Origin of the sequence: Lentibacillus daqui (assembly GCF_027186265.1) — a bacterium.
Lineage (GTDB): Bacteria > Bacillota > Bacilli > Bacillales > Amphibacillaceae > Lentibacillus_C > Lentibacillus_C daqui.
On record NZ_CP114176.1, the window covers coordinates 3540436 to 3558279 of the forward strand.

A 17844-nucleotide genomic window follows, 5' to 3' on the forward strand; every position below is an offset into this window, starting at 1 on the left:
GGATGTTCAAAATTTCGTCCTCCTTTTTATTAGAAGTGCGTGTTCAACAGGAGGATAAAAAGGACCGAGAAGTTCTAGGCGGCGTAGCTTTGAGCACCGGAGTGTACATAAAAGGTACATGAGGAGCGGAAAAGCAAGCCAACGAGCTTCTTCAAAGGAAGGCCGACTAAAAACGGGCTTGCGCTCAGGCGTCGGCATACCCCTTTTGCAGGGGGCATGTCATTTTTACCGGACTTTTTGAACATCATCTAGAAGGCGGTGACCGTATGTACAAAAAACGCTGGTTCCAAGTACTAGTTTCATTCATTTTAATCTTTCTCTTAATCTTGTTAATCTCTGCAACAGATTTCTTATTTGATCCAGTTTTTAAATATCTGGCAGCTGTTGCTTTGCCTATCGTTGGTGCTGGTGTACTTTTCTATTTAACAAAGCCGATTGTCCACCTGATGGAAAAGTATAAGGTACCTCGTGTGTTGGCTATTTTTATCGTTTTTATTCTGCTGATTTTACTTATTTATCTGGTTATCCATTACATTGCGCCAATTGCCCAAAAGCAATTTTCCAATCTGATTAATAATATACCGGAAATGGTGGAAGGAGCACAGAGTTTAATCTCTTATTGGCAGGCCAATCAGGATATTATTCCAGCAAACGTGAATGAAGCGATTAATCATATTACATCCAACCTGCAGAGCTACATTGAATCAGCCATGTCCTTTTTGTTCGGCTTTATTAGCCAGCTGATCGGCTTTGTGGTTTCAATTGTGCTTATTCCATTCTTTTTATTTTTTATGCTGAAGGATCACGATAAATTCGTTCCATTTATTACACAGATCTTCCATAAGGAAAAAGCAAAAAACATTAGCAGCCTGATGCATAAAATTGACCACACTTTATCGCATTACATTCAAGGACAAATCATTTGCGCCGTATGCGTTGGATTTTTATTGTTCATTGGCTATTTAATTATTGGCTTAAACTATGCTTTAACCTTGGCCTTGTTTGGAATGGTGATGTGTGTGGTTCCGTTTGCCGGTGCATTTATCTCTGTCATTCCAGCAATGATTGTTGGCCTTTTCCAGGAACCTATTATGGCAGTGTGGGTAGCTGTGATCATGATTGTCGCTCACCAGTTGGAAAGCAACCTTATTTCGCCAAATATCATGGGAAGGGCGTTGAAACTCCATCCACTGACTATTATTACATTGGTTCTTGCTGCCGGAAGTATTGCCGGCTTTCTTGGTATCTTGTTTGCCGTCCCATTCTATGCAGTCATTAAAACAATCATTGTTCATTTTTATAAAACCTATCAGGACTCAAAGATAGATAAAAACGATGCATTGATTTAGCACAAAGGTGAGTACCGGACTGAACATGACAGTGGCTGGGGCACCATTCATTCTATATGAATGGTGCCCCTTTTAGTCCCTATTATTGGAGAACCGATACACAATCGAATCGCCAATAACATAATAGCCCATTTTTTTATAAATCCCATTCGATGTCGGATTGCTTTTGTCTGTATACAGGCTGCAAAATTGATAGCCTTGCTTCAATAACTTCGCTGACAATGTTGCCACAGCACTTGTCGCATATCCCCTTCGTTTAAATGAATCTGGTGTATAAACAGCATTTATAGTTATACCATGTTTTGTTTTTCGTGAATGATTCACCATGGAAACCGGCTTCCTATCTACTGCCCATAGGTAAACCGACTGATTACGGATGTACCGTGATGCTGTCTGGATCGCTTTGGATTCAGACATACTTTCATTTACTTCTTCACCAAATTGAATAAGCCATGATGCAATCAATGCATGATGCTTTATTTCAGCAGACACCAATTCTCCCTTGGCCATTGGTACAGGTTGAACATGATCAAGTTGATAGATTAATTGTTCCATATGGATGCTAGCTTTCGTATTCCAGAGCTGTTCCCATTGTTTTACAAACATCGTCGTTGCCTTGACCGGCCCAATAATACTAGGAATATGGATATGATGGCTAAACAAAAATTGAGTTAGCACTTCGATGATACCTTCATCAACAGCTTTTGTGTCTGCCAATATCCAGTTCATTGGTGTTTGCATGAACGCAAATACCGCCTCATGATCGTTTTCTACAATTCCTAAATAACCGTATTCATCATGATTGGGTTCCTCCAGTAAACGCCCAAGGATGCCAAGCATTAAGTTATTACAGGCTTCCTTTTGCATTAATAGAGACTCGGCAAGTTCGGCAAATTCCTGTGGTGAAGATACCAGTGTTACTTTCATTCCATTTCCCCCTTGTTCCTTTTGATTATTTTATCACGCATGAACGGGGTGTAATACCCCCACTTTTAATTCATTAGAGAAACAACTAAAGAAGGTGGGTGAAAAGGACCCCACTAGATGAATTTTCACTTTACCATCCAGCCTATTATTCTTTTTTGTAAAGCGAAAATCGGTTAGAATGAAGGTATGAATGAGGAGTGATGATCATGAATAAAAGGGATATCGAGGCAAAAATCGCCGAACTGAAATCTGACTATGTGCGGATTCAAGGGGATGCTGAAAAATTGGTTTTAGTCGGTCAAAACACTGCAACCGCTGAAAAAAAACTGATTGAAATTGAAGAAGAAATCGCTGCTATGTACCGCAAAATGGAAGAATTAGAATAGTTCAAGTGCCAGACACCCGAACTATTCTGAGTTGTTTTGGTGTCTGGCACTTCTTAAACTGACCACAATGTCGCCAGGTTCAGGGATTGCTTTCATGTCTGACGAATAAAAGATAATTTTCCCAGAGGGCTTAATGATATATAACGGGATTGACCCCGCATCCAACTTCTCCAAGTACTGTTTATAATTAAATTTCTCGGTTAACGTTGTTTGCTTAAAACATGCTCCAGATAAAATGCTTTGATTTAAATCTTCTGTGGATATCTCGTCACCGAACAAGATACGTCCACCAATTTTATTGACAACGTCATTCGTGTCACCATCCATTAATTTATACGGGCTGACCTTGTAGACATTGGTTCTGCCATATTCCGGCATAAATGTTGTACAAACGAGTGAATTGTAAGAATGATACTCGGTAGCAGCAATTAAATACTCATATGGCGTTGTATCCAAATGATATTCCGTTTGCTCCGACAGCATTTCGCCATGGTAAAACGGTATTCCCGCCTCTCGTGCCTTTCTTAATTTTTCCCAGGAGGAATCAACAATAATAACCGGTGATTTTGCCCTAACTAGTGATTTTGCCAAGCCAACGGTAAAGGTATTACTGCCAACAATGATCGTGCCTGGTCTTCCCTCCATTGATAAATGAAGTTTTTTGGCCAGCCAGCTAATCGAAAATCCATGGGCAACAACCGTAAAGATCACAAGTCCAAATGTCAGTGTTGTAAGAATTCCTGCATCTTCATAACCGGCATCACCCAGCACAACGGCAAAATAACTGGAAACCGTTAAAGCCACAATACCTCGGGGAGCAATCCAGCCGACCAATATTTTTTCATTCAACGACAAAACGGTCCCAATCGTTGACAGAAAAATGGACAACGGACGCACGACAATCATCATTAAGATCACATAGCCAATAATTCTTGGTTCAAAAATATGCAGGATCGTCTCCATATTTAACGATGCGGACAGCATAATGAAAATGGCTGATATGAGCAAAATCGACATATTCTCTTTAAAATGGCGCATATCCTCAACTGAGCTGATTCCCATATTAGCCAGCGTTATTCCCATTGCTGTCACCGCCAATAACCCTGTCTCATGTGCTGTTTCATCCGCAATGGTAAAGCACATGATTACGACAACAAAAACGGCTGGTGATTTGAGATACTCGGGGATATGTCCTGTTTCGAACATCCAGCCAATCCCTCGTCCACACAACCAGCCAAGAACTGCTGCAAAAATAGAAGCAGCAAAAAATGCTAATAGTGATAAACCATTCGGTTGCGTTGAGGCGAAGTAGGAAATAATTTCAAAGGCAAATACCGCAAGCAATGCGCCAATCGGATCTACAATAATCCCTTCCCACTTAAGAATCTTTGCAGGACGTGGTTTTAATTTCGATTGCCGCAACAAAGGCAGAATCACGGTTGGACCAGTCACAATAAACAGCCCGCCAATTACAAAGGCAACTGCCCACGACAGACCTGCTATATAATGTGCAGTCAATGAACCCAGTATCCAAGCAATAAACGCCCCGATGGTGGAAATACGAAATACAGGCCGCCCCAGACCACGCAATTCTTTAAAATTCAAATTCAGACTGCCTTCAAACAAAATAATTGCAACGGCGACCGTAATAATGGGTTTATATAAAGTGCCGAAGTCTTCCTGGGGATTCATGATGCCAAATACAGGGCCAACCAGTAATCCCGCAACAGACATCACAACAATGGCCGGCATACGGTACCGCCATGCCAGCCACTGTGACCCGATGCCCAGGAGACCGACTAACATAATTTCAAATAAAACAGAAGGAAACATCCCATCCCCCTTTTCTTCTTTAATATTTTATAAAGTCATTTTAAATGGGTGATGAAATAAAGTAAACCATTTAATTACTAATTCCGTGAAGTTTATTTTGGAGAGTTCCCGAAACCCTGATATACAAGGTTATTTCGGATTGTACAGCCACAACTTGTCGCGAAATGAATTCACTGTTTTTTGACAAATATATACAAATAGTTACAAACCTTGTCAGATTGAATTTACACAACATTTATACCTGACTACAAACTGTGTGCTATTTACATTGCTTTTTGGAATCGGTAATCTAATTTATCCAGCCCTCTTAGAATTGGGTCTGGTGCAATATTTCCCTCTATTTAGACAAAATATTTCCCGGGTAATAATGAATATTGTCGTTTTTCAATACTAAATGTTCCATTATAAATCCTTGTTTTTCATAAGTAACGTTTATTCTATGATGGGGGTCCAAAACAGTTTAATCTAAATTATTTAAAATTAATTACTTTTTAGCAGGATTCTTGCATTTTATGTCGAACCTTGTAAGTAGAAATAAAATGAGGAGGATCGCTAACATGTATACCATCGATGAAGCATCCAGCATACTTGGTGTTCATCCCACTACATTAAGAAGGTGGGAAAAAGAAAGGAAGATAACATCCTCTCGAACCACCGGTGGCCATAGAAGATATGCTGTAAAAGACCTCAGTGCTATCAAGCGTGATTTGAAACCACTTCAAGACAAAATTGTTATTGGGTATTGCCGTGTCTCATCATCGGACCAAAAGGAAGAGTTAAAAAGGCAGGTCCATACCGTATCGCAGTATTGTTCGGCAAATGGATATCAGTTTCGTTTTATAAAAGATCTGGGAAGTGGTATGCTTTCCATTATTACTGTCTTTAGCAGCCGCTTGTATGGAAGCAGAAGTCACAAGCGAAAGAAACTGCAACAAGCGGTGAAACAGGTCATTGAGGACAACGGCCATGCTTACGTATAATAAAAAGGTACGATTGGTGGTTACAAAGGAAAACAAGCAGTTACTCGATTCTCAATCCAGAATGTGCAACTGGCTGTACAATCAATTGCTGGACGCGGTGGAAGAAGATTATCACAATGGAAAAAAGAAAAAACTGCTTTCCGGCAGAAACCTGAGGAATGAAGTACCGAAAATAAAAGGGGAAAACCCATTTTTGTTTAAAGTCCATTCCTCCCCATTGAAAAATACGGCATTACGGTTAAAAGATGCCTATGAACGATTTTTTGATCCAAAATTAATGAATGAGAAACCAAAATATCGTTCATGGAAAAAGAAGTGGTTTTCGCTATATTATGATGAACCAAAAAAGGGCTTTAAATTATTGGATACCAATCTGCTTTCCTTAAGTTTTGGCAAATTAACAGATGAAGAATACAAGGAATTAAGGAAAATGGATGAACAGACCAGGAAGACCATCAAAATCAAAGTTGGACTTGTGGAAGCGGTAGAACTAAGCAAAACGGAGAGAATCAAAACCCTTCGCATTACAAAGGATCTGGATTCGTATTATGCCATTTTTACAATAGAAGATGTCAAAGAAATCACCAAGGTGAAGGAACAATCGTTTATTGTATTTGATCCCAACCATAATAATTTGGCAGTAGGATTAGGTAGTGATGGAAAATCATATGAATTGAAATCAATGAACGCACTGTTGAAGTATTGGGATAAACGAATCGATGAAATCAAATCAAAACGGGACAAATGTGAAAAATTTAATAAACTGGTATGCACCCCAAATGTTACGTATTTTGAGCCAAGCAAACGTTGGAAGAGACTCAATCATGCTTTGGAAAAGGCGCAATTAAAACGTCGAGAACAAATGAAGACGCTGTTATTTAGCTATGCGCATTATTTTTCCAAGCGTTACGATGCGATCTACATTGGTGATTATACTCCGACTCCCGATGTGGCAAAGTACGGGACGATGAGAAGGGCCATGTTAAATCAAACACCAGTTGGTAAATTCAGGAGTATTTTGAACTGGGTGCAGGCAAAAAGTGGTAAATATTATCAAAAGATCGATGAACGTGACACAACCAAAACCTGTTGTGTCTGCGGTAATAAAGAGAAAAAGGATCCATCTATTCGCAGCTTTACATGTGTAAACTGCGGTACAACGCTTTCGAGAGATATCAACAGTGCAGTTAATATTGGAAAGAAAGCCAAAAAGCGATTGCCTCGCACAGGCTACATAGGTGTGGAATCCCCTATGTATACAGTGTGGTGGGATTTTAAACAGGCAAAGATTGCTTGTGGTTTGACCCCATCTGCTGGCCTCGGGAAGTAAATCCGAGGGGTGAAACAAACATTCTTCTTGGTAACAGAGAAGAGGTCTTTGATTAATTTTAGGCTTAATTTCGATTAGGTTTAAATAAACAAAGGAGTGCGGATACTGTATAATGAAAATATAGCTAAAACGAGGTGAGAAGTATGCTTACGGTGTCACAAACGGATCAAATAAAAAGCATCTTACTGCCAGCTCTTTCCCCTGTCTTTATTTACCTGTTCGGTTCTACAGCAAAAAACCAGGATAGAAAAACAAGCGATATCGACCTGGCCTTTTTGAACGACCAGACACTGTCTCCCTACGATATCTTTATGATCGGACAGAGAGTGGCAAGTGCGCTGGACAAGGATGTTGACTTGGTTGATCTGCGGCAAGCTTCCACCGTCATGCAATTACAAATTGTACATTACGGGAAATTGCTCTATTGTGCTGATGAAAACAGACGAATGGCATTTGAAATGAACGTATATAAAATGTATGCAAAGTTAAATGAAGAACGCGAGGTTATTCTGAAAACAATTGGAGAGAGTGGTGAAATATATGGTAAATGATGTTGCTGTAAACAAGGCTAGTATGATGATAGGGTTTCGAAATATTGCTGTCCACGATTACAAGACTATTAATTTGGCAATTGTACAGAAGATTATTGAGAAACACTTGGATGATATAATCATGTTTAAGGATAATGCTGTGAGCAAGTTTAGCTAGGTCATAACACATCCAATTTCACTTTTCCTTACCTTTCTCAATCAAAATACCACTTTCGATCAGATTCTCTGCCATCTTATATTTCCCTACTATTCCCGCCGAAAAATATGTTAGGATGATACTAGTATAGGAGGTTAGTCCGGTCATGACAAAAGAGGAAAATATTCTGCAAACCTATTTTGGCTACGAAACATTTCGCCCCGGCCAAAAGGAAACCATTAATCATGTTCTACAAACAAATAATACGCTCGCTGTGATGCCTACGGGTGGCGGAAAATCATTATGCTACCAAATTCCGGGTCTATCCCTCGATGGGTGTGCCATTATCATATCTCCACTCATTTCGTTGATGAAAGACCAGGTTGATTCTCTCAATGCACTGGGAATCCCGGCAACTTTTATCAATAGCTCCCTTACACCCGACGAACAACAGATACGCTTAAACAACATGGCAAACCAACAATACAAATTTGTCTATGTTGCCCCGGAACGGTTTGAATCAGGAAGCTTTGTCAATGTCGTCAAACGCATACCTTTGTCATTGGTCGCCTTTGATGAAGCACACTGCATTTCGCAATGGGGGCATGATTTTCGTCCAAGCTATCGATCTATCGTTCCCAATTTAACCCAGCTGACGAATATCCCGGTTTTTATTGCGCTAACAGCAACGGCTACCGAGGAAGTGATTACCGATATCCAATCATTGCTGCATATTGATGATGCACATGTTGTTAACACTGGCTTTGAACGGGATAACCTGTCTTTTCATGTTGTTAAAGGAAAAGACAAGATGACCTATGTTCGCTCCTTTTTAAAAGAACACGGATCGGAATCGGGAATTATTTATACAGCAACCAGAAAACAAGCTGATACATTATATGAGCAATTAACACGCAGAGGAGTTGCCTGTGAAAAATATCATGCCGGGATGAGTGAAGATGAACGAAAACGTGCCCAAGCCGCATTTATCCAGGACGAAAAAACAGTCATGATCGCAACGAATGCATTTGGGATGGGCATTGACAAATCCAACGTCCGCTACGTCATTCATTATGCAATGCCAATGACTATTGAATCGTATTACCAGGAAGCTGGCCGCGCGGGACGAGATGGCGAGCCAAGTGACTGTATTCTGTTATTTTCGCCACAGGATGTACAACTGCAGAAATTCCTGATTGAGCAATCCCTGATGGATGAAGAGCAAAAACACGATGAATACCGAAAATTACAGGCGATGATCAACTACTGTCATACCCATAGCTGCCTGACAACGTTCATCCTGGAGTATTTCAATGATCATCCCGTGAAGAAAACCTGTAATCACTGCAGCAACTGCCTGAACCGTCAAGAAAAAAGCGACATCACCGAAGAGGCGCAAATGATTCTTTCCTGTGTCAAACGCATGGGTGAACGTTTTGGCGTGGGCATGACCGCCAAAGTATTAAAAGGGTCTAATGATAAAAAATTACATAACTTTGGTTTCCATCGTCTGACAACATACGGTATCCTTTCCGCTTATACGGAAAAAGAATTAACTGAACGAATTCACTTTCTTGTTGCGGAAAGACTGCTTGACATTGAGGAAGGACGATACCCGACATTAAAGTTAAATCAGGCCTCCGTAGATGTGCTTAAGGGTAAACGAACTGTCACGATTTATACCGCGCCCATTCCAACCGGCGAGGAAGCTGATTATCAAATGGGTCTATTCCAGCAACTGCGGACATTACGTAAACAGCTTGCCGATGAAAAAGGAGTTCCACCATATGTGTTGTTCTCTGATGCGACATTGAAAGAACTGAGCCGCTACTTTCCGGATACGAAGGAAGACATGCTCACTATTAAAGGCGTGGGCGAAAAGAAATATGAACAATATGGCGAGGTATTTTTAGATGTTATCGTTAAGTGGCGTGCGGAAAACCCGGATGTAAAACCAAAAATCCGTATATCTGATTCCGTTACTGCAAAACCTGCGAAACGCAAATATGACGATGCAGGTCCAAGCCATATGGTCAGCTTTCAACTGTTTCAATCAGGCAAATCAATTAAAGACATTGCAACTATACGAGAGCTTTCCCCACAAACCATTGAAGGACACATATTTAAAGCATTCAAAGACGGATACCCTATCGCCTGGAATATCTTTTTTAATCCGGACGAAGAAGCAGCAGTTCTGGCAGCCCGAGAAAAAATCGATGAACCTAAACTAAAACCATTACGTGAAGCACTATCCGAAGATTATAGCTATACAACAATCAAAGCCGTATTAGTCAAAAACGGGTATATGTAATGAACCAGAGGGGACAGGCACCGCGTCCCTCTGCCCTTGTTTGTGCCTGGCTTGATATGCTTGTGCAAGCTTGGTGTTGGTGGATTACTCTCTGATAAGGCACTATTTTGCGGTTTATTCCCAACTCCATTTTGTGTCATCCCTGTCATGCAAAAACGAAGAAATGCTTTTTCATTTATTATTTCATATCAAACGCCCATGTACCATGACGGAAAACAGCATCCGTTGTACCGTCTTCCTTCACGCCGTCAATATCCAGTTTCTCGGAACCAATCATAAAGTCAACATGGTTTAGGCTGTCATTCACTCCATGCTGATCAAGCTCTTCTTCCGACATATCCGCGCCGCCTTCCAGATTTGTCGGATAAGCCTTTCCAAGTGCAATGTGGCAAGAAGCATTTTCATCAAACAACGTATTATAAAAAATCAAACCGGACTGTGATACAGGTGATTCATGCGGTACAAGTGCCACTTCACCCAACCGGCGGGAACCTTCATCCGTGTCAAGCAAGTGTTTCAATGTATCTTCTCCCTGTTCCGCTTTAAAATCAACCACTTTCCCATCTTTAAATGTCAAAGTGAAGTTATCGATTAAGCTACCACCATAATTTAGCGGTTTTGTACTTGATACCGTACCATTCACGCCATATTTATGTGGAAGCGTAAAAACTTCTTCCGTTGGCATATTTGGATTGAAGGTAATTCCCTTTTCTGATATAGCAGATCCACCCTTCCAAATATGTCCCTTTGGCAACGCTATTTCCAAATCGGTTCCTGGCGCTTTATAAATCAACTTTTGATAATTTTTCTTGTTTAATTTTTTACGAGCAGTTATCAATGCTGCATTATGTTCCTCCCAGGCAGCGATTGGATTATCGTTGTCAACGCGGACAATCTTAACAATCGTATCCCACAGACTTTCGATGGCATCTTCCTTACTTTTATTCGGGAAAATCTTCTGTGCCCAGTCACCGGTTGGAATCGAAATGATCGACCAGGTTATCCGATCATTCATGATATACTGCTGGAAATTCCGCAATGCCTGCGCACCCGCTTTGCTTGCCTTGGCAACACGTGACGGGTCAATATCTTTTAATAAATCCGGGTTCGTCGAGCGAATCTCCAAGACAGCTGCTCCATCTTCTGCATATGTATCATGCAGCTTAACCTTCCATTCCGGATAATCAGCAATCACTTCATCTGGTGCATTTTCATAATAAAGTTTCGTCAGCGCATCATCACCCCAACTAACATGAACATCTTTTGCGTCTAATTCATATGCTTTGCGGACAACAATTCTAGTAAAATCAGCCCCTTCAATCGGTGCATTGATCATTAATGCCTGATCCTTTTGCAAATTCACTCCCGTCTTCAAGGCTAATTCAGCGTACTTTTCCTGCGTTTGTTTACTCACCATACTATTTCTACCTCCTAAATCGTATTCTTTTATTATTTCACAAAACATTAGGATTTCCAAATACTCAATTCCATCCCTACATGTCTATAGGTCAAATGTCTGAACTTCCGGTGTGTTGGATCATCATCGTTGACTGACCGGAACAACCGAGAATATTTTTCAATTAGTAAAAAACCAACTACACTAGTCTATTCCTTTCGTATCATAGGATCCAGTTTCCATTTACGGAAAAGCTTCCATGTGTTATCATTATATTAGGTTACTTTTCGTAATTACTTAATAAACCAGAGAGAAGGTGATCTTCATGGAAGAATTGTGTCCGCGTTTTGAAAAGGCCATGCAACTAATGAATAAACGCTGGGTAGGACTGATATTATTCGAACTATTAAAGGGAACGAAGCGTTTTTCGGAAATGGAATCGGACTTGCCCATCAGTGGAAGATTACTCTCTGACAGACTAAAAATGTTAGAAAAAGAAGGAATTGTAAAGCGGAATATTTATTCGGAGTTTCCGGTTCGCATTGAATATTGCTTATCTGAAAAAGGCAAAGCATTGGAACCAGTTATCAAGGCAATTCAATGCTGGGCAGAGGAATGGATTACGATGGATGAAGTAGCGGAAAAAAATAGTTAACAAGCAGGCCGTTGGTAAATTGCCTGCTTGTTAAGTACATCTTTAATTGTCTTCATTGCAATATAAATGGTTTTGTAAAAGGGCCAAGTTTAATTTTAGACTAACTCCTGTATATAGATAGGGTTAGTTTGGTTTTCCCTATCCAATCAAAAGTTCGTTGCTCTTTTTAAATGAAAGAATCTTTTTTATTCGACCACTTGTGTACTGGCGGGTTATCGATCTTTATCGTCTTTTTATTTTCCCAATCCTCTGTCTCAGTCCCATCAGCTTTCTCACTTATAAGATCATCGACCATCCACTTGCCCTTATGCTTGTCATACTTGAGCGTAAAATGACGTAAATTTTTATAGGAGACGTCAATAAAATCTTTTTCCTTTTCCATTTTAACCTTTTCATTATAAGAAACAAGTACAGACACTTCAGCCGTCCAATCCCCTTCAAACAAACTCAAATCTAAATCGTCCATATTAATTATCGACTCCAAAAATTGGGACTCCATATTTTTGACATGTCCCTTGATTGCCTTGAAGTCATCGTCAAGCCCAATAAGTTTCTTCTTAAAATCGTTGGTGCTATTCGTAAATTTATCGGGGTTGAAGCCGGACGTAACATAGACCGACATATCCTCGTTAAAATTGTTGGTCGCATTGATAATATCTTTTTCCACTTTTTTATTGCCACGGGCTAATTTCTCATCATCGATCAGGAAGCTGACGTCAGCATCACCCCACACATCCTTCTTTTCCTCTTTATCGAACGTACCGAGAGCGTTTTTCACGGTTGCTTTCACCTTATATTCACCCGGAAAGATTGGACCGAAGATTTCTTTCTTTTTGTCAACTTTATTCAATGGTCTTTTTTCACCTTTAATAGCCAGACTAAGTTTATCGCTATCATCCTGACCTTTGGCTTTTAAATTCACTGTCCTAATCTTTAATTTGTAGTTTGGAAATATACCCATAGTTTTGCCATCTTCAAAAAGACTAACCTGTTCCTTGGAAGACGTGAAATCCTTGTCTTCTATTTGTTTCTTCAATTCGTCTTTAATCACCTGGAAACTCTCATTATTTTCTTTTAAATATGCAACAAACGCAGATAAAGATGTTTTATTAATGACCGCTTCTTGTTTATCCGGCTCGACCAATTTTTTCAATGTATTTGTATCATTTTTTTCTACGGCTTCATTGAAGGCTTTTACCGTTTTTTCCGGTTTATGTTGATTAGCCATCCCGGCATAAATGATAACAAGGACTGCAATGATAGCAATGATGCCTCCACCGGAAATAAACCATCTTTTATTCATGTTTAACGAACACTTCCCTTGGCGAAGACCCTCATTAATCTGTCATTCGCATCTTCCGAATCATCAATAACCCATTTATCATCTTTTTTCACCATTTCGATTTCAAGCTCCTGAGTCGCGGATTTGGCTTCCAGATCATCAAGTATGGAATCAAATTTCGATAAAGCATATTTTTCTTCCTTTTTTACATCGAAGTCATCATGTTTTTCCCTGTATTTGGATTTATATTCCGTTATCTCTTTGTCTATATCATCCATTGAGAGCACAGAATACTCAACTTTCACATACGCTTTATCATTGGCGTTTGCTATCACTTTGGTTTCCACTTTATCTTTTTCAGCGGAAGCCTGCTTGAAACTATCATAATACTCTTCCATTTTACTATCCGAAACATCCTTGGAAAGAATGGTTTCCATGTTGTCTTTAAATTGATTTTTAGCGTCATCCTGTATGCCATCTTTGTCTGCTGACACGTACTTCTCGTAATCATTATTCTCTTTGTCGAAATAAATCGTCTCAATGTATGCCTTTAGCGCTTTACCCGGATCTTGTAAGGATTTTAGGCTATCATTATAATTGCTTGTATCCAGAGGGACTTGGACATCCTCTGTTTCTTTACTGTAGTCTGAAGACTTTGGTGAAATATTAATTTCATACTTTTTATCTTTGTCAACATCAAATAAAACCGTCATTTGCTTCTGTTTATCCACCCCGATTTCGTTCATTGTGTCGCCTTTCAAATCAACTCGGGGATTGGTGTCATCAACGGGATCCAATTGATTGTCTCCATCATATAATTGAATATCATTATTAGGAAAAACATTAATAGACGAATCCGAAATATTTTTTAACTTTAGGTCAATCTTTAATAAACCACCATCTTGATCGTCATCCCCAGACACTCCATCATCTTTGCCGGATAATATGTATGATGCATCTTCAATTGAAGCCTCAATTGTTTCTGATGATGTACTAGCTTCTGCTTCTGCCTTTTTGTCCTTCGATTTACCACAAGCTGTCAATGCTACTATTAGCAAACAGCAAAATAAAAGTATTCCTGCCTTTTTCATTACACTTTTCCTCCCATTAATAGCTTTAAGTGAGTGTTCAAAAACGAGGATGAAAAGGACCGAGCAGTTCAAGGCGGCGTAGCTTTGAGCACCGGAGTGTACATAAAAGGTACATGAGGAGCGGAAAAGCAAGCCAACGAAGAAATGCGAAGTGTCATTTTCACTGGAGTTTTTGAACAACCTCTTTAGGTGAATATGCAAAATCAATAGACTTATTTCTTGATTAAACAGGGCAATAAAACCAGCGAAAAAGTCTTTTATCCTACTGTTATAGACTCACTCCTTTTAAATAATACTTTTGCATATGATTACAACTATATTTCAGATTTATTTCTTGGTCAATACTATTTTTGAAATTTTATGCAAGATATACACCTTCCAACCAACGGAAAACAATGTAATGCTACATTTCATTTAAATAGTTCTATATGTGCGTGTTCAAAAAGGGGGATACAAAGGACCGAGGTCGGCCCATTAATGCATGGTACATTCATATTCATACGCCTTTAACCAACTCGTCAACGCTTCAATATCCTTGTTAAATACCCGATCTTTTGTAATCGAAGGAACCACTTCTCTTGCCTGGTCATATAACGCCTTAGTCTGGGCAGCCATCTTTTCTACCCCACGATATTCCACCGCCTGCATGGCACAGATCAATTCAATTGCTACAACCCGCCGTGCATTGGTCAGGATTTGCCATGCATGCCTGGCAGCGATCGTTCCCATACTGACATGATCCTCCTGATTGGCTGATGATGGAATCGAATCAACACTTGCCGGATGCGCCAAAGTTTTATTTTCCGAAACGAGTGATGCGGCACTATACTGCATGATCATCGCACCAGATTCAAGACCAGGATTCGGGCTTAAAAATGGGGGCAAATCATTCAGCTGCGGATTTACTAACCGTTCAATCCGACGTTCTGCTATATTGGCAGTTTCTGAGATTCCCAGTTTGATAAAGTCCATAGCAAATGCGATCGGCTGTCCATGAAAGTTTCCACCGGAGATTACTTTATTATCCTCGGAGAAAATTAACGGATTATCCGTAACGGCATTGATTTCAACCATTAGTTTTTCACGAAGATAGTTAACGGTTTGCCAGCAAGCACCCAACACTTGGGGAATACAACGCAGGGAATATGCATCCTGCACCCGTAGTTCGCCCTGTTTCGTTGTCAGCTGACTATCCTGCAATATAGCGCGGATTCGTTTGGCAACATCTATTTGTTCCTCATAGCCGCGAATCTGATGGACATCGGCATCAAACGCATCGATAATCCCGTTTAATCCTTCCATCGTCATTGCAGCAATATGTTCCGATTGACTTAGTAGTTTTTCCGCTTCCAGATAGGTAATAACGCCAACCGCTGTCATTGCCTGTGTACCATTGATCAGAGCCAAACCTTCCTTCGCCTCAAGCTGTAAGGGAGCTATTTCTTCCTGCGTCAATGCATCGATTGCCGGCATTCGTTTATCCTTATAAATCACTTCCCCTTCACCTAATAACCCCAAAGCCAGATGTGCTAACGGGGCCAGGTCACCGCTTGCGCCAAGTGAGCCCTGTTGCGGTATAATCGGGTGGATTTTCGCATTGATAAAGGATACGAGCTGTTTGACTAATTCCGGACGCACCCCGGAATAGCCCTGCGCCAATGCATTTGCTCTTAGTAGCAGCATTGTCCGGCTAATTACTTCGGGAAATGCTTCACCAACCCCACATGCATGCGAATGTAACAAATGCAACTGTAGATCCTGTAAATCATCCGGTTCAATTACCACGTCACTAAATTTGCCGAAACCAGTATTAATCCCGTACATCGTTTGTTTTTTTTCAATCAATTCATACACCTTTTGCCTGTTTTGAAAAATGGTTTGTACCGCTTGTTCAGATAAAGCTACAGGTTCATTTTTATATACAACGCGTTCTACTTCAGCAAGTGTCAATGTATTTCCTGTCAATGTTATCATTTTGCCATACCTCCACAGTATCGATTTATCATGGTAAAGTCCCCAATAAAAAAGAGGCTTCGGTTACTGGAACCAAGCCTCTTGCTCACCTCTATATTTTGATTGGATCGAATGGTAATAACCAAGCATATGCCCACCTCAAGAACAAATATCTGATTATTTTATATTATACCTGTTTTTCGGTTTTTGTTCAAGTCTGAGTTAATTATTTGTCTCCTCTGATGTACCTCGTTTCCGGTAAACAATGGAAAACCCGACAAGTGAAAAAATGATGGAGATAACGGGAACACAATAGTTCAAGACTGCATACGGTGCATATGCTACTGCACCAACTCCCAGCGTACTGGCAACAAACACCGCATCCGTGCTCCATGGGACAAGTGCCGAAGTAATCGTTCCACCGTCTTCAAGCGCTCGTGACAGGTTTTTGGGGTGCAGATTTTTATCTTTAAAACTTTGTGCATACATCCTCCCCGGAATGATAATAGAAATATACTGTTCAGCAGTAAACACATTGGTTAAAAATGATGATACGACCGTTGTTGCACATAGGCTTCTCGCCGTACGTGCCAGCTTCAGGATTTGTTCAACAATTGCCATTAGCATACCTGTTCCTTCCATCAGGCCACCAAAGATCATTGCAACAACTGCCAAGGAAACAGTGTACAACATGGATTCCAGTCCACCCTGATTTAATAAATCGTTAACCGTGTCATTTCCTGTTTCGATATGATACCCTTCTTGCAGTGCATTCACCGCATCACCAATACTTCCACCCTGAATCAAAATTTCCGCTAAAAAGCCCAAAATAATTCCTACGGTAAGCGCGGGCAATGCGGGAACTTTTTTAAACACAAGAAAGATGACCGCCAACGGAATGAGTAACAGCCACGGCGAGATCACAAAATTCGCTTGCAAACTCTCCATAACCGCATCAATATTTTGCGCGTTAATGGAATTGCCCGCAAACTTCATTCCCATAACCAGGTAGACAATTAGCGCAATAATAAAGGCAGGGACCGTTGTATACAGCATATGCTTGATGTGTTCCGATAACGTTGTTCCAGCTATTCCTGATGCCAGCACTGTTGTATCGGAAAGTGGCGACATTTTATCACCAAAGAAAGCACCAGAGACAATCGCACCAACAATCATGGCCGGCGGAATCCCCATGCTAAGTCCAATTCCCATGCCAGCTACACCAATCGTACCAATCGTCGACCAGGAACTGCCAATCATCAACGTAACAACCGCACAAATCACTAACATCGCCACAAGGAAAAAGGATGGCGTGATGATTTCCAATCCATAATATATCATCGTCGTCACAATTCCCCCGCCAACCCAGGCACTTATAATAAGTCCAACGAAAATCAAAATAATAACGGCTGGTAACACTTTGGTGATACCTTGATAAATGTAATGTTCCAGATCACTCCAGGAATAACCGCACAACCACGCAATAAATGCAGCTACAATAGCACCCAACAGAATTGGAATATGTGGGGCTCCATCATAAACAATAATGACAAAGGTCATCGCAACAATCATAACAACAAATGGAATGAGTGCTAATATTAATGGAATCTTTTTCTTGGAATTCTCCATCCTTATCCCCCCTATGAAAATTACCTCTATATTTA

At 40.3% G+C, this 17844-nt stretch carries 14 protein-coding genes and 1 pseudogene; 8 read left to right on the forward strand and 7 right to left on the reverse strand.

Annotation, left to right across the window (positions count from 1 at the left end; translation table 11 throughout):
• The first annotated feature begins 266 nt into the window (after positions 1–266).
• On the forward strand, positions 267–1349 hold the full coding sequence (locus O2S85_RS17665) for an AI-2E family transporter (protein ID WP_269410593.1): 1083 nt from the start codon (positions 267–269) through the stop codon (positions 1347–1349).
• A gap of 72 nt (positions 1350–1421) precedes the next feature.
• Here O2S85_RS17665 and O2S85_RS17670 read toward each other — a convergent pair whose 3' ends face one another.
• The gene (locus O2S85_RS17670; protein ID WP_269410594.1) at positions 1422–2276 is read right to left on the reverse strand and encodes a GNAT family N-acetyltransferase; all 855 of its coding nucleotides are present in this window, start codon (positions 2274–2276) and stop codon (positions 1422–1424) included.
• Positions 2277–2482: 206 nt separating this feature from the next.
• On the opposite strand from O2S85_RS17670, the gene O2S85_RS17675 reads away from it, so the two are divergent.
• Positions 2483–2662, forward strand: coding sequence for an SE1832 family protein (locus O2S85_RS17675; protein ID WP_269410595.1), 180 nt, complete (start codon positions 2483–2485; stop codon positions 2660–2662).
• A gap of 21 nt (positions 2663–2683) precedes the next feature.
• Here O2S85_RS17675 and O2S85_RS17680 read toward each other — a convergent pair whose 3' ends face one another.
• Positions 2684–4495 (reverse strand): cation:proton antiporter, encoded by a 1812-nt coding sequence (locus tag O2S85_RS17680; protein WP_269410596.1) that lies wholly within the window; start codon positions 4493–4495, stop codon positions 2684–2686.
• Positions 4496–5052: 557 nt separating this feature from the next.
• On the opposite strand from O2S85_RS17680, the gene O2S85_RS17685 reads away from it, so the two are divergent.
• The 5 genes and pseudogenes from O2S85_RS17685 to recQ all read left to right on the forward strand — a co-directional run bounded on the left by O2S85_RS17685 (position 5053) and on the right by recQ (position 9803).
• A complete protein-coding gene (locus O2S85_RS17685) occupies positions 5053–5475 on the forward strand; it encodes a MerR family DNA-binding transcriptional regulator (RefSeq protein ID WP_269410597.1) in 423 nt (140 codons plus the stop codon).
• Positions 5462–6805, forward strand: coding sequence for an RNA-guided endonuclease InsQ/TnpB family protein (locus tag O2S85_RS17690; protein ID WP_269410598.1), 1344 nt, complete (start codon positions 5462–5464; stop codon positions 6803–6805). The genes O2S85_RS17685 and O2S85_RS17690 overlap by 14 nt, the downstream gene beginning before the upstream one ends.
• 143 nt (positions 6806–6948) lie before the next feature.
• Complete coding sequence (gene mntA / locus O2S85_RS17695; protein ID WP_269410599.1) at positions 6949–7356, forward strand: type VII toxin-antitoxin system MntA family adenylyltransferase antitoxin; 408 nt, start codon at positions 6949–6951, stop codon at positions 7354–7356.
• A 10-nt stretch (positions 7357–7366) separates the two neighbouring features.
• Positions 7367–7513 (forward strand): annotated as a pseudogene (locus tag O2S85_RS17700) (HepT-like ribonuclease domain-containing protein); the annotation flags it as partial.
• Between the two features lie 145 nt (positions 7514–7658).
• On the forward strand, positions 7659–9803 hold the full coding sequence (gene recQ, locus O2S85_RS17705; RefSeq protein ID WP_269410600.1) for a DNA helicase RecQ: 2145 nt from the start codon (positions 7659–7661) through the stop codon (positions 9801–9803).
• A gap of 178 nt (positions 9804–9981) precedes the next feature.
• Here recQ and O2S85_RS17710 read toward each other — a convergent pair whose 3' ends face one another.
• Entirely contained in the window at positions 9982–11220 is a 1239-nt protein-coding gene (locus tag O2S85_RS17710) for an aminopeptidase (RefSeq protein ID WP_269410601.1), read from the reverse strand.
• 304 nt (positions 11221–11524) lie between these two features.
• Between O2S85_RS17710 and O2S85_RS17715 the strand changes: the two genes are divergently transcribed.
• A complete protein-coding gene (locus tag O2S85_RS17715) occupies positions 11525–11854 on the forward strand; it encodes a winged helix-turn-helix transcriptional regulator (RefSeq protein ID WP_269410602.1) in 330 nt (109 codons plus the stop codon).
• A gap of 166 nt (positions 11855–12020) precedes the next feature.
• Here the strand turns inward: O2S85_RS17715 and O2S85_RS17720 are convergent, their stop codons facing one another.
• The 4 genes from O2S85_RS17720 to nhaC form a co-directional block, all read right to left on the reverse strand.
• The gene (locus O2S85_RS17720) at positions 12021–13157 is read right to left on the reverse strand and encodes a YvbJ-related protein (RefSeq protein WP_269410603.1); all 1137 of its coding nucleotides are present in this window, start codon (positions 13155–13157) and stop codon (positions 12021–12023) included.
• A 2-nt stretch (positions 13158–13159) separates the two neighbouring features.
• On the reverse strand, positions 13160–14227 hold the full coding sequence (locus O2S85_RS17725) for a DUF5105 domain-containing protein (protein WP_269410604.1): 1068 nt from the start codon (positions 14225–14227) through the stop codon (positions 13160–13162).
• A 474-nt stretch (positions 14228–14701) separates the two neighbouring features.
• The gene (gene hutH / locus O2S85_RS17730) at positions 14702–16201 is read right to left on the reverse strand and encodes a histidine ammonia-lyase (protein WP_269410605.1); all 1500 of its coding nucleotides are present in this window, start codon (positions 16199–16201) and stop codon (positions 14702–14704) included.
• 201 nt (positions 16202–16402) lie between these two features.
• Positions 16403–17809 carry a Na+/H+ antiporter NhaC gene (nhaC, locus tag O2S85_RS17735; RefSeq protein ID WP_269410606.1) on the reverse strand — a complete coding sequence of 469 codons (1407 nt, stop codon included), beginning with the start codon at positions 17807–17809 and terminating at the stop codon, positions 16403–16405.
• Positions 17810–17844: the final 35 nt, after the last annotated feature.